The organism is Pseudomonas sp. ANT_H4 (assembly GCF_008369295.1).
Lineage (GTDB): Bacteria > Pseudomonadota > Gammaproteobacteria > Pseudomonadales > Pseudomonadaceae > Aquipseudomonas.
Map to the genome: position 1 here is coordinate 344,909 of NZ_VOBG01000002.1, position 13,123 is coordinate 358,031.

General features: G+C 61.9%; 9 protein-coding genes. 7 read left to right on the forward strand and 2 right to left on the reverse strand.

The window, feature by feature from the left end; genetic code table 11:
- Positions 1–5 precede the first annotated feature (5 nt).
- From FQ182_RS04235 to FQ182_RS04265, 7 genes are all read left to right on the forward strand, one after another.
- Complete coding sequence (locus FQ182_RS04235) at positions 6–1,346, forward strand: MFS transporter (RefSeq protein ID WP_149411003.1); 1,341 nt, start codon at positions 6–8, stop codon at positions 1,344–1,346.
- Positions 1,347–1,358: 12 nt separating this feature from the next.
- Positions 1,359–2,120 (forward strand): SDR family NAD(P)-dependent oxidoreductase, encoded by a 762-nt coding sequence (locus FQ182_RS04240; protein WP_149411004.1) that lies wholly within the window; start codon positions 1,359–1,361, stop codon positions 2,118–2,120.
- 127 nt (positions 2,121–2,247) lie between these two features.
- Positions 2,248–2,997 (forward strand): SDR family NAD(P)-dependent oxidoreductase, encoded by a 750-nt coding sequence (locus tag FQ182_RS04245; protein ID WP_149411005.1) that lies wholly within the window; start codon positions 2,248–2,250, stop codon positions 2,995–2,997.
- Positions 2,998–3,010: 13 nt separating this feature from the next.
- Entirely contained in the window at positions 3,011–3,313 is a 303-nt protein-coding gene (locus FQ182_RS04250) for a hypothetical protein (protein ID WP_149411006.1), read from the forward strand.
- A gap of 98 nt (positions 3,314–3,411) precedes the next feature.
- Positions 3,412–4,392 (forward strand): GTP-binding protein, encoded by a 981-nt coding sequence (locus FQ182_RS04255; RefSeq protein WP_149411007.1) that lies wholly within the window; start codon positions 3,412–3,414, stop codon positions 4,390–4,392.
- Complete coding sequence (locus FQ182_RS04260) at positions 4,389–5,561, forward strand: PotD/PotF family extracellular solute-binding protein (RefSeq protein ID WP_149411008.1); 1,173 nt, start codon at positions 4,389–4,391, stop codon at positions 5,559–5,561. The genes FQ182_RS04255 and FQ182_RS04260 overlap by 4 nt, the downstream gene beginning before the upstream one ends.
- A 206-nt stretch (positions 5,562–5,767) precedes the next feature.
- Complete coding sequence (locus FQ182_RS04265; protein WP_149411009.1) at positions 5,768–8,104, forward strand: bifunctional diguanylate cyclase/phosphodiesterase; 2,337 nt, start codon at positions 5,768–5,770, stop codon at positions 8,102–8,104.
- Between the two features lie 117 nt (positions 8,105–8,221).
- Here the strand turns inward: FQ182_RS04265 and FQ182_RS04270 are convergent, their stop codons facing one another.
- Positions 8,222–10,633 carry a glucose/quinate/shikimate family membrane-bound PQQ-dependent dehydrogenase gene (locus FQ182_RS04270; protein WP_149411010.1) on the reverse strand — a complete coding sequence of 804 codons (2,412 nt, stop codon included), beginning with the start codon at positions 10,631–10,633 and terminating at the stop codon, positions 8,222–8,224.
- 415 nt (positions 10,634–11,048) lie between these two features.
- Positions 11,049–13,079, reverse strand: a complete 2,031-nt coding sequence (locus tag FQ182_RS04275; RefSeq protein ID WP_149411011.1) for a TonB-dependent receptor — start codon at positions 13,077–13,079, stop codon at positions 11,049–11,051.
- Positions 13,080–13,123 lie beyond the last annotated feature (44 nt).

Below are 13,123 nucleotides of genomic sequence, written 5' to 3' on the forward strand. Positions count from 1 at the left end.
GATTCATGTCTATCTACAACAAGCTTGATTTGACTGGCTGGAAACCCCGGCAACTGACGCCTAAGGAAGTGCGCTTCGCCACCTGGATCGCGTTTTTCGCCTGGGTATTTGCGGTGTACGACTTCATTCTGTTCGGCACCTTGCTTCCTGAGATTGGCCGGCATTTCGGCTGGGGTGAAGTGGAGCAGGCTGAAATCGCGACCTGGGTGGCGGTGGGCACCGCCGTCGTTGCACTGGCCATCGGCCCGCTGGTGGACAAACTGGGGCGGCGCACGGGGATTATCTTCACCGTCGCAGGTTCTGCCTTGTGCTCGGCGCTGACCGCCATCGGCGGCGCGTGGGGTAAGTCACCGTTGATCTTTATTCGCTCGTTGGGCGGCCTGGGGTATGCCGAGGAAACGGTCAACGCCACCTACCTGAGCGAGCTGTACGCCGCGTCGGATGATCCGAAACTGGCCAAGCGTCGTGGCTTTATCTATAGCCTGGTGCAGGGCGGCTGGCCGGTCGGCGCGCTGATCGCGGCGGGGTTGACTGCGTTGCTGCTGCCGGTCATTGGCTGGCAGGGCTGCTTCATCTTCGCGGCGGTCCCGGCCATCGTGATTGCGATCATGGCCCGCAAGCTCAAGGAGAGCCCGCAGTTCCAGATCCACCAGCGCATCACCCAACTGCGTAAAAGCGGCGCGGTGACTGAGGCGAAAAGCGTTGCCGTGACTTACGACGTCGACTACGACGAACACAGCAAGGCAGGCCTGAAAGCCGCGTTCCGTGGCCCGGCACGTCGTGCAACGTTGGTGATTGGCGCGGCGATCCTGCTCAACTGGGCGGCGATCCAGGTATTCAGTGTGCTCGGCACGTCAGTGATCGTCAGCGTGCACCACATCTCGTTTGAAAACTCGCTGATCATTCTGGTGCTGTCGAACTTGGTGGGTTACTGCGGTTACCTGAGCCACGGCTGGATGGGCGACAAGATTGGTCGGCGCAATGTCATCGGCCTGGGCTGGATGCTCGGCGGGCTGGCGTTTGCCGGCATGCTGTATGGCCCGAGCAATATGCCGATGGTGGTTGGGCTGTATAGCCTGGGCCTGTTCTTTCTGATCGGGCCGTACTCGGCGGCGCTGTTTTTCATCAGTGAAAGCTTTCCCACCAGCATCCGCGCTACCGGTGGCGCGATCATCCATGCCATGGGGCCGATTGGTGCTGTAGTCGCAGGTTTCGGTGCGACGCAGGTGTTGTCCGCCGGCGGTGACTGGCAGACCTCGGCCCTGTATTTCGGCGCGCTGCCGTGCTTTCTCTCTGGCGCGCTGATGTTTGCCGCGCGCCATGTGCGTCCGGAAACCGTTAAGTAAGGAGTCAGTTAGATGCTTCGTAAAGTTGCCTTGATTACCGGTGCCGCCAGCGGCATCGGCCAGGCCCTCGCGTTGGCCTATGCCCGCAGCGGCGTAGTAGTGGTTGGCGGGTATTACCCGGCCGACCCCCATGACCCGCGCGAAACTGTAGCCCTGGTGGAAGACGCCGGTGGCGAATGCCTGATGCTGGCGCTGGACGTGGGCGATACCGCCTCCGTCGATGCCCTGGCCGAGCAAGCCATCCAGCACTTCGGCCGCCTTGACTACGCCGTCGCCAACGCCGGCCTGCTGCGCCGCGCGCCGCTGCTGGAGATGACCGACGAGCTGTGGAACGAAATGCTCAATGTTGACCTGACGGGGGTGATGCGTACCTTCCGCGCGGCGACAAGGCATATGCACGAGGGCGGGGCGTTGGTGGCGATCTCCTCGATTGCCGGTGGTGTGTATGGCTGGCAGGAGCATTCCCATTACGCGGCGGCCAAGGCTGGGGTGCCGGGGTTGTGCCGTTCGCTGGCGGTGGAGCTGGCACCGTTGGGGATTCGCTGCAATGCGGTGATTCCGGGGTTGATCGAGACGCCGCAGTCGCTGGACGCGAAGAACTCCCTGGGACCGGAAGGTCTGGCGAAAGCGGCGCGGGCGATTCCATTGGGCCGGGTAGGGCGGGCGGATGAAGTCGCGTCACTGGTGCGGTTCTTGACCAGCGAGGAATCGAGTTACCTGACCGGGCAGAGCATTGTGATTGATGGTGGGCTGACGGTGCGCTGGCCGGATTAATACATTACCTATTTGTAGGCGATGGGGCTGTTGTGGCAAGCGGGCTTACTGTGGCGATCCGACAAGCCCGCTCGTCACAGGGAATGCAATCAGCCATAGATTTAGTGTGACTAACCAGGAGTTCAAAATGCCCCAACTGCATAACCGCCGCGCCGTGATTACCGGCGCTGCCAGCGGCATCGGTGCCGCCATCGCCCGCGCCTACGCTATTGAAGGCGCACGTCTGCTGCTGGCCGACCGCGACGGCTCACGGCTGGCAGAAACCGCCCGAACTTGCCGCGACCTGGGCGCCGAAGTCTTCGAGTGCGTGGCCGACGTAGGCACTGTCGAAGGTGCCCAGGCCAGCGTCGATGCCTGCGTCACCCACCTGGGCGGCATCGATATCCTGGTCAACAACGCCGGCATGCTGACCCAGGCCCGCTGCGTCGACCTGAGCATAGACATGTGGAACGACATGCTGCGTGTCGACCTCACCAGCGTCTTCGTCGCCAGCCAGCGCGCCTTGCCGCACATGCTCGCCCAGCGTTGGGGGCGGATCATCAATGTTGCCTCGCAACTGGGCATCAAGGGCGGCGCCGAGCTGACCCATTACGCGGCGGCCAAGGCAGGTGTGATTGGCTTCACCAAGTCCCTGGCCCTGGAAGTGGCCAAGGACAACGTGCTGGTCAATGCTATTGCCCCTGGCCCGATTGAAACGCCCTTGGTCGGTGGCATCAGCGACACCTGGAAACGCGCCAAGGCCGCCGAGTTGCCCCTGGGCCGTTTTGGTCTCGCGGACGAAGTGGCACCCACCGCCGTGCTGCTCGCCAGCGAGCCCGGTGGCAACCTATTTGTCGGCCAGACCCTGGGCCCGAACTCCGGCGACGTCATGCCATGAGCGAGCAATAACCATGTGCGGACTCTGCGGACTGCTGGGTGAAGACCTGCACTGGAGCGATCCCCTGGGCGATGAGCTGCCTCGTCGTCGCGAACGTTTGCGCCGGATCGCTGCGATCAATCAGGTGCTGGCGGTGTTTCGGCTCAAGGTCGAAGACTTCCAAGGTGCGTCCTACCTGCTGCTGGGCGCCACTGGAAAACAGGAACTGGCCAGCGGCCTGGATCAATTGTGGCGGGCGGCAGAAACCATGCTCGGCCGACCGCTGGACCCCCTCGACCCGCGCCTGCTAGACCACCTGGAGCAACAGGACGCCTAGTTCTTGCTCACGAAAAACTCAAAGGCCCCGCGTTTACTCAGACAGTACGCGTCATCGTTAACGACCATCGCGAGCAAGCTCGCTCTACAGGTGAACCTATGAGTATCGCCCTCAACGTCATCACCGGCTTTCTCGGCAGCGGCAAGACCACCTTGCTCAAACGCCTGCTGCAAGGCGAAAGCCTGGGCGACACGGCGTTGCTGATCAATGAGTTCGGTGACGTCGGAATCGACCATCTGCTTGTGGAGGAAGTGGCGCCAGACACGGTGTTGCTGCCCAGCGGTTGCGTCTGCTGCTCCATTCGTGGCGAGTTGAAAGACGCCCTGCTCGGGTTGTTGCAACGCCGCGAGCGCGGTGAGATCCCAGCCTTCAAACGGGTGATTCTGGAAACCACCGGCCTGGCTGACCCGGCGCCGATCCTCGCCACCTTGAACAACGACGTGCAACTGCGCGGGCGCTTTCATATTGGTCTGGTGGTGACGTTGGTGGATGCCAGGCACGCCGCGTTGCAAGAGCGCCTGCACCCGGAATGGTTGGCGCAGGTGGCGGCGGCGGATCGCTTGTTGTTGAGCAAGACCGATCTTGTCGACGACTGTGATCAGTTGCGCAAACACTTGCAGGCCCTGAATGCAGGCACGCCGATCCTTAACACCCATGAGGTCGACAGCGGCGATCAACTGCTGCTCGGTGAAGGGTTGCGCAGTTCGACACCCGCATTGGAAGTCAGCCGCTGGAAGCTGCATCAGGCCTCATCGACACCTTCGACCCATGGCGCGGCGCAAGTCTGCTGCCTGACCTTAGACCAGCCACTGGACTGGGTCGGCTTCGGGGTCTGGTTATCGATGCTGTTAAGATGCCACGGCGAACGTATTCTTCGCGTCAAAGGACTGCTCAACGTGAACGCAAGCTTGGCCCCTATCGTCATTCATGGCGTGCAGCATTGCCTGCATGCCCCGGTCCACTTGCCCGAGTGGCCGGGTACGGATCGCCAATCGCGCCTGGTGTTTATCTTGCGCGGCCTCGATCCGGCATTGTTGCGCCGCTCCTTTGAAGTCTTCTCTCGACGGTTCGCCGCATGATTACTTTACGTGTCCTCGGCACTTCGGTGACTTTGCTTGAAGCCTTGCGTGTACGCGCCGAACAGGATCTGGGCATTCGCCTGGTCTACCAGGTGCACGACGTCGAACAGGCCCAGCGCATCGCCGTGATGCAGCCCGACAGCTACGACCTGTACGACCAGTGGTTTCACAACGTCGACTTCGTCTGGCCGGCGCGGGCGATCCAGCCCATCGATACCCGACGTATCGCCCTGTGGCATGAAATCAACGACCTGCCCAAGCGCGGTCGGTTGTCGGCCGGCGACCGCCTCGGCAGCGGCAGCGTGCCCAGCGAGCGCTTGTTTGTACAGCACGACGGCAGCCTTGGCAGCACCGTTACCGAACGCATCAGCATGCTGCCCCTGACCCACAACGTCGACAGTTTTGCTTATCGCCCTGAGCGTCTGCCCGAGGGTTTTAGCCGTGCCAATGAAAGTTGGGGCTGGCTGCTCGACCCGGCCTGGAGTGCCCGCGCCGCGCTGCAAAGTGATGCTGCCATTGGCGCTCTGGATGCTGCGCTGGCGGTGCAGGGTGCTGGCCTTGCGAGCTTCAAGGACATCGGCAACATGAGCATCGAAGAGATCGATGTGCTGGCCGATATCCTGGTGCGCAAACAGAAGGAAGGCCACTTCGCCGCTTTCTGGTCCGATGATGAAGAAGCGGCGCAATTGATGCTCAGCCCCAGCATCGATATCCAGAGTCTGTGGTCACCCACTTTGATGCGCCTGCATCGGGCCGGGGTCAAATACCGTCTCGCGGTACCCAAGGAAGGCTATCGCGCCTGGTTTGGCGGCCTGTCCCTGTCGCGCCATGCCAAGGGGCCGGTGCTGGACGCCGCCTACGCCTATCTCAACTGGTGGCTCTGCGGTTGGCCCGGCGCGGTGATGGCTCGCCAGGGTTATTACATCGGTAACCCGGCTCGCAGTCGCGACCACTTGAGCAGCGCTGAATGGGACTACTGGTACGCAGGCCTGCCGGCCCGCGAGGAACTGCTGGGCAGCGATGGTTTGCCGCTGATCGACATCGGTGAAGTGCGCGATGGAGGCTCCTACGAGCAGCGCATGGGGCATATCGCGGTGTGGAACTCGGTGATGGATGAACACAACTACCTGGTGCGGCGCTGGGGCGATTTCATGCGGGCACGGATGTAAGTAGGCAGCGATCTGTCGCCAAATTAATGACAGTAAATCTCCCGTGTTTATTAGGTTTACTTCTGCTCGCTGACAGCTAATCTGGATCGATCAAATGTTCTTAATGAAAAGACATTTACTTGACGGCAGGTCTGTAGTCGCGAGGGACGCGTATGACGACGGGACGTTTCGGCTGGAGGGGACAGGCGCTGCCAGAGGGGAGGCGGATGAGGTGGCGCCACTCGTTTCAGACACGACTTGCCGCGGTGTTGGCCTTGCTGCTGTTGGTGGTGGTGGGTGCGGTGTATTTCGCGGTGAAGGCGGCCACCACTAGCGCCGTGGAAAACCAGGCTCAGGTGCAACTGGAAACCGGCAGCCGAGTGTTCGAACGCCTGCTGGACTTGCGCGGGCGCCGTCTTCAATACGGCCTGGACTGGCTCACGGTAGACGCGCAATTTCGCCAGGCTGTCGCCGAGGGCCGCACGGCAGACATCCTTGCTGCACTGCAGCGCCATGGCACCGGCATCCGCGCCAGCGAGGTGTTTGTGCTGGGGCTCGATGGGCAAGTTATCGTCAGTACCCTGCAAGGCGTTCCCCAGGGGCAGGCCTTTCCCTTTACCGATGCGTTGCGCCGGGCGCGGCGCAGCTCCCTGCAAATGTTGATCGTTGCTCTGGCCGGTCAGCCTTATCTGCTGGTCCAGGAAGAAGTCGTTGATTCACTGCCCATCGCCCGCGTGGTCATGGGCTTTGCCATGGACGAGATTTTCGCCAGCGAACTGCGCTCCATGAGCAACCTGGAAGTGTCGTTCATGACGCTGCAGAACGACCAGCCCGGTACGCTGTTCAGCACGCAGCCAGCGGCCGACCGGGCAAGCATCATCAGCATGCTGCAAGGTTCACGGATCAACCCGATGGCGCAGATGAGCCTGTTTCACGGCCAGCGCTTTCTCAGCCAAACCTTGCTATTGGCCAATACCGGTGACGGCGGGCAGGTGATGGTGCTGCTGCAAAGCCCTCTGGACCACGCATTGCAATCCTTCGCGCCCCTTGATCGGCAATTTCTCGGCATCGCGTTGGCGGCGTTGCTGGTGTCACTGGTCTGGGCGTTGTTCATGGCGCGGCGGGTGTCGCGCCCGCTCAATGCGCTGGTGCAAGCTGCCGAACGCATCGGCGCTGGCGACTATCGCTCGCCGGTGGTGGTGCGTAGTAACGATGAGTTTGGCCTGCTGGCCCGGGCCTTCAACGCCATGCAAAGTGGCATCGCCGTGCGCGAACGACAGTTGGCCCACAACGCCTTGCACGACCCGCTGACCGGCCTGCCCAACCGCGCGCTGGCCATGGAGCGCTTGGGCAGCGCCATCAGCGCCCGGCGGCCGGTGGTGTTGCTGTACCTGGGCATTGAAAATTATCGGGTGATCAACGAGGGATTTGGCCCACAGGGTGTCGAAGAAATGATGCGCGAAGCCAGCCGCTGCCTGCTGTCGAGCCTGTCAGCCAGCGATACGGCAGCGCGGATCACCGGCAGCGAATTCTTGCTGTTGCTGGAAAACACCGAGATCGACCGCGCCGTGGCTCGGGCCGACCGGTTGTACGGCCTGTTGACGGAGCCGCAGCGCATTGGTAACGATGAGCTCAGGCATGAAGTGAGTATCGGCATCGCCGCTTATCCTGCCGATGGCCAGCAGGTCGAGGAGCTGATCAGCCGCGCGGCCATTGCTCGCCACGATGCGGCGGCATTGCCTGGCCACTTGCAGATCTACCAACAGGACCGCGACCTGGCCCATCAGCGCCAGATCAGCCTGATCCGCGACCTGCGCCGGGCGGTGGTCGAGCGCGAGCTGTTCCTGTGTTATCAGCCCAAACTGGACTTGAACCACGGCCATGTGCGCCAGGCCGAAGCGTTATTGCGCTGGCAGCACCCGACCCTGGGCCTGGTCTCGCCCGCTGAGTTCATTCCCCTCGCTGAGCGCACCGGTAGCATGTCCAGCCTGACCCACTGGGTGATAGAAGAGGCCATTCGCCAACTGGCCGAGTGGGACCATCGGGGCCTGCAGGTGCAGTTGTCGGTGAATATCTCGGTGGATGACCTGGCGGATGATGGTCTGGCGCTGCGCGTCACCGATTTGCTGGGGCAGTACTCGGTATTGGCCGAGCAACTGATTTTCGAAATTACCGAAAGTGCGATCATGCACAACCCGGAGCAGGCGCTGCGGGTTCTGGAGCAACTGCGTGGTTGTGGTATCAGCCTGTCGGTGGACGACTTCGGCACTGGCTACTCGTCCCTGGCTCAACTGCAACGCTTGCCGGTGCAGGAACTGAAAATCGACCAGTCCTTCGTGCGTAATCTGGACAGCGCCAGCGGCGATGGGGTAATCGTGCGCTCGACCATCGAGATGAGCCACAACCTGGGGCTCAAGGTGGTGGCCGAAGGGGTGGAGTTCGAGCCCAGCCTGAAACTGCTCAGGCAATGGAAGTGCGACACCGCCCAGGGCTACTTGATCAGCCGACCGTTGAATGCCATGGCGTTTGAGATCTGGATGCGCCGCGAGCATATGCAGGTGTAACGGCACACAATCGACCCGTGGCGAGGGAGCTTGCTTCCTCGCCACAGGGGGGTAGGGCAAGCACAAAAAAAGGCGGCTACCCTGAGGTAGCCGCCTTTGTTTTACCGCCAGTCCCGCTTAATCCGGCAGTTTAAACGCCATCACATAGTCACCCTGCTTGGTGCCCAGGGAGCCGTGACCGCCGGCCATGACCAGCACGTATTGCTTGCCGTCCTTGCCGGTGTAGGTCATCGGTGTGGTTTGGGCGCCTGCTGGCAGGCGGCCTTCCCACAACTGCTTGCCGTTTTTCACGTCATAGGCACGCAGGTACTGGTCGAGGGTACCGCTGAGGAAGGCCACGCCACTGGCAGTGGTGAAAGGCCCGCCCATGCTTGGTACGCCCATGCTCAACGGGAGCGGAACCGGCGAGTTGTCACGCACGGTGCCGTTCTTGTGCATCCAGATGGTTTTGTGGGTGGTCAGGTCGACCGCCGCCACGTAACCCCAGGCAGGTGCCTGGCACGGCAGGCCGATCGGCGACAGCATCGCTTCCAGGACGACGCCATACGGAGTGCCTTTGTTTGGCTGCACGCCTTCGGTTTCGCTGACCCGTGGGCCCTGGGCGGCGATTTTTTCCGCCGGGATCATGGTCGACTTGAACGCCATGTAGCTTGGGTTGACGAAGGCGATCTGACGCACTGGGTCAACCGAGATGCCGCCCCAGTCGAACACACCAAAGTTGCCTGGATAAACGATCGAGCCTTGCAGCGACGGCGGAGTAAACGGGCCATCGTAGCGCAGGGACTTGAAGTCGATCCGGCAGAGCATTTGGTCGAACGGGGTCACGCCCCACATGTCACGCTCCTTGAGGGGCGGTGGCATGAAGTTCAGGTCCGACTTGGGTTGGGTTGGTGAGGTGTGATCGCCAGCCACAGCGCCTTGCGGCACAGGGATTTCATTGATCGGCACCACTGGCTCGCCGGTCGCACGGTCCAGCACGTAAATGCTGCCTTGCTTGGTCGATGTCATGACGGCTTGTTTCACGCCAGCGGCGGTCTTGATGTCGATCAGGCTTGGCTGGCCGCCCACGTCCATGTCCCACAGGTCATGGTGCGTGAACTGGTAGTGCCAGCGCACGTGGCCGGTGTCGATGTCCAGGGCAGTGAGGCCGGCGGCATGCAGTTCCGAGGCAGGAGTGCGATAGCCACCGAACTGGTCCGGGGTCTGGTTGCCCATTGGCAGGTAGAGCATGCCGAGCTTTTCATCGACTGCGAACATCGACCACATGTTGGGCGAGTTGCGGGTGTAGGTCTTGCCTTCGGCAATCGGCGTGGTGTCGTCCGGATTGCCGCTGTCCCAGTTCCACACCAGTTTGCCGGTGTGTACGTCGAACGCGCGGATCACGCCGCTTGGCTCGTCGATGGAAACGTTGTCGGTAACGTGACCGCCAATCACCACCAGGTTTTTGGTGACCGCAGGTGGCGAGGTGGAGTAGTAACCACCGGGTGCGAAGGTGCCGATGTTGGCGCCCAGGTCGACCTGGCCCTTGTCGCCGAAGTCTTCGCACATCTTGCCGGTGTCGGCGTTCAGGGCGATCAGGCGGGTGTCGGCGGTCGGCAGGAAGATCCGGCGTGGGCAAGCGTTGGCGGTCGGCGCAGCAGCGTCGGTGGCCGGGCTTTGCTCGGTGGCGGCATAGGCGGCGTCATCGTGATACGAAACGCCACGGCAGGTCATGTGCGCCCAACCCTTGAAGTTCTCGGCTTTTTGCGTCGAGAGCTTCGGATCGAAACGCCAGATTTCCTTGCCAGTGTCCGGATCAAGGGCAATCACCTGGCTGTGGGGCGTGCACACGTAGAGCATGCCGTTGACTTTCAGCGGGGTGTTTTCCGCGGTGGTTTCACCGGGATCGCCTGGGCCAGGAAGATCGCCGGTGCGATAGGTCCAGGCTGGTACCAGCTTGTGAGCGTTTTGCGGGGTGATCTGCGCCAGCGGCGAGTAACGGTCACCGAAGGCCGAGCGGCCGTAGGAATTCCAGTCGCCATCGGGTTGGGTCGGCGCGGCGTTGGCCATGCCCGGTACCGCATCACGGTCCAGTTGGCCTTTGATTTCACCAGGGTTGGTGAATTGGCTGGCCAAGGCGGCGGCGCCGGCCAACACCACGGCCACGCTCAGCGCGCCGGTGCCCAGCGGGGCCGTTTGGCCACGCAGCAATGGGCGACGGAACCACGGCAGCAGCATGACGATGCCCAGTGCAAACAACAGGGCCAGGCGCGGCACCAGTTGCCACCAGTCCAGGCCGACTTCCCATAGCGCCCAGACGGTGCTGGCAAACAGCACCAGCGCGTACAGGCCCAGGGCGGCGCGACGTGTGGCCAGCAGCAGGATGCCGGTCAGGGTGAGGCCAATACCGGCCAGCAGGTAGTACAGCGACCCGCCGAGCAGACTCAGCTTGATACCCCCGGCCAGCATGGCCAGGCCCATTATCAGCAGCAAAATCCCCAGCAGCCTGGGCAGCAGGCGGCTTGGACTCGAAGCACCATCAGCGCTCATAAGTGTGTTCTCCGTGACGTTCAAATGTTTCAAATGTTGTAGTCCCGTGCATGTTCACTGTAGATGACGATTCAGCACGGGCTTGGTTCAGCTTTAAAAAGCTCTGTTTGGCTTTTTTTCTCCAAAAAGCGCGCAAAACACTGCTCGCGAGTTATTCGATGGCGCTCTGTCTTTGAAAGACAGCGCTGTCCAGGGGCTGGATACATCGTTCAGGGGGCGACATCGAAAGGGATAAACCGCGTTCAGAAAGGTGGAGAAGGGTGATGAAACGTTTCAGTTTGTTGCCAGCAAGGATAAAGCGCCTGCTCTGGGAGAGAAAGGGGCATTCGCAAGATGGATCGTTTCGGATTTGGTAACAGTGAGGTGAAAGGTTGATATTTGTGGCGAGCGGGCAAGCCCGCTCGCCACAGTGGATTTAGAAGGTAGTACGCACGCCGAACTCAACACTACGTCTTGGCGCTGGCGCAATATCGCGCAGGATTGAGCTGGCATAGCGCACGGTCTGGTTGGTCAGGTTTTCGCCGTTGACGAAGGCCAGCCACTGGCTACCACCGACATTGAAGCGATAGCCGGCGCTGGCACCCAGGGTGGTGTAGCCGTCGGTGCCGCTTTCGTTGTCGGGCACCCGGCCTTGGCCTGCGGCGTGTTCGATGTCGATCCGTGCCTGCCAGCGGTCCAGTTCCCATAGCAGGCCGCTGTTCAAGCGCAATGGCGCAATGCGCGGCAAGGCTTCGCCGGTATCGAGGTTGGTGGCGCGGGTGTAATCACCCGACAGTTCCAGGGCGAACTTGCCGTAGGCACCTTCGCCCAGCTTCCAGTGATCCTGGGCTTCAAAACCGGCGAAACGGGCGCGCACGCCGGAGTATTTGTACTCAGGGATGCCGCCAGCGTCTTCCTTGTCTTCGTCGTTCAAGGTCCGCCCACTGCCCAGCAAGCCGATGTAGTTGGAGAAGTGGCTGTAGAACACCCCGAAGCTGCCCTTGTGGGTGCCGTTGTCAAAGCGCAGGGCCAGGTCGCTGGAGACGGCTTTTTCTTTCGACAGGTTGGCGTCGCCCACTTCATACGTGCCGGTGGCAACGTGGGCACCGTTGGCATACAGCTCGTAGAAGGTCGGGGCGCGTTCGGTGTAGCTCAGGGTGGCGGCCAGGGACCAGATCGGCGTTAGGGTATACACCGCGCCGGACGACAGGCTGCCGGCGGTGAAGCTGTTGGAACTGTCGGCACTGGCGAAGCGCTCGTTGCCTTTGCCGTCCGGGTCGACCGTGGTGTGTTCCAGCCGCCCGCCCAGGCTCAGTTTCAGGCGTTCGGTGGCCTGCATTTCTTCGAGGATAAACAGCGCGCCGGCATTGGTGTCGGTTTGCGGTACGAAGGCTTCTTCGCCCAGCGCGGAAAACTCATTGCGACTGACCTGGGCGCCAATCACCCCGTTGAATGGTCCGATGGGCAGGTGCCGCGCCTCGATCCGCGCCTCATAACCCTTGTTCTTGAAGGTGGTGCCGGTTTCGCCACCTTCGATTTCCCGATGTTCGTAGTCGGTGTAACCGGCATCGAGTTTCACCGAAGTGAAGGGGCCTTGCAGGTTACGGATCTCGGATGCGAAGGCGTAGTGATCCTGCTTCATGCGGATGCGCACGTCCTGTTCGGCGGGCGAGCCGTAGTTGCTGTCGTAGTTGCTGTAGGAAAGTCCAGCGTAACCATCGTCCCAGGTGTAGGAACCGCCGAGCGCACCGCCGTCCTGACGCCCGTCGCTGTTGCCCAGCCGGCCGCGCTTGCCATCACCATTATCACTTGGCGCGGCGTGGCGGCTGCGGGCGTAGCCTGGGATTTTCAGGTCGTTGAATTGCCGGGAGTTGGCGTCCAGGTGCAAGGCGAAGCTGCCGTTGCCGGCTTCCAGTTTGCCGGCGCTGCTGCGGGTGGTGTCGGCGCCGCCGTAGCGCAATTCACCGGCACCGTGGATGCCTTCGATGGCTTCGGTGGGGATGCGGTTGTCGAAGGTGTTGACCACGCCACCGATGGCACTGCCGCCGTAGAGCAGGGCGGCCGGGCCACGGACAATTTCGATGCGTTCGACGTTGACCGGGTCCAGCGGTACAGCGTGGTCATAGGACAGCGACGAGGCATCTAGCGCGCCAACGCCGTTACGCAGGATGCGAATGCGGTCACCGTCCTGGCCCCGAATGATCGGACGGCTGGCGCCCGGGCCGAAGTAGGACGACGACACGCCGGGCTGCTTGTTCAAGGTTTCACCGAGGCTGCCTTTTTGTTGCAGGGTCAGGTCGTCGCCTTCCAGCACGGTGGTGGGCGAGGCGAGTTGTTCGCTGCCCAGCGGGTTGCCGGTGATGACTTGAGGTTGCAGCTCCAGGGCATGGGCTTCGCTGCTGATCAACAGCGCGGCAGCTACGGGGGTAAGGCGCCACAGCAATGGACGGGGAGATGAGCTAGACATCGGTTATTCCTTGGCAAGCGGCGCACATACGCACGCCCTGAGTC

Excerpts from the sequence above, each read along its gene's own strand:
- FQ182_RS04235 (WP_149411003.1), top strand. The coding sequence starts at position 6 with ATGTCTATCTACAACAAGCTTGATTTGACTGGCTGGAAACCCCGGCAA.
- FQ182_RS04240 (WP_149411004.1), top strand. The coding sequence starts at position 1,359 with ATGCTTCGTAAAGTTGCCTTGATTACCGGTGCCGCCAGCGGCATCGGC.
- FQ182_RS04245 (WP_149411005.1), top strand. The coding sequence starts at position 2,248 with ATGCCCCAACTGCATAACCGCCGCGCCGTGATTACCGGCGCTGCCAGC.
- FQ182_RS04250 (WP_149411006.1), top strand. The coding sequence starts at position 3,011 with ATGTGCGGACTCTGCGGACTGCTGGGTGAAGACCTGCACTGGAGCGAT.
- FQ182_RS04255 (WP_149411007.1), top strand. The coding sequence starts at position 3,412 with ATGAGTATCGCCCTCAACGTCATCACCGGCTTTCTCGGCAGCGGCAAG.
- FQ182_RS04260 (WP_149411008.1), top strand. The coding sequence starts at position 4,389 with ATGATTACTTTACGTGTCCTCGGCACTTCGGTGACTTTGCTTGAAGCC.
- FQ182_RS04265 (WP_149411009.1), top strand. The coding sequence starts at position 5,768 with ATGAGGTGGCGCCACTCGTTTCAGACACGACTTGCCGCGGTGTTGGCC.
- FQ182_RS04270 (WP_149411010.1), bottom strand. The coding sequence starts at position 10,633 with ATGAGCGCTGATGGTGCTTCGAGTCCAAGCCGCCTGCTGCCCAGGCTG.
- FQ182_RS04275 (WP_149411011.1), bottom strand. The coding sequence starts at position 13,079 with ATGTCTAGCTCATCTCCCCGTCCATTGCTGTGGCGCCTTACCCCCGTA.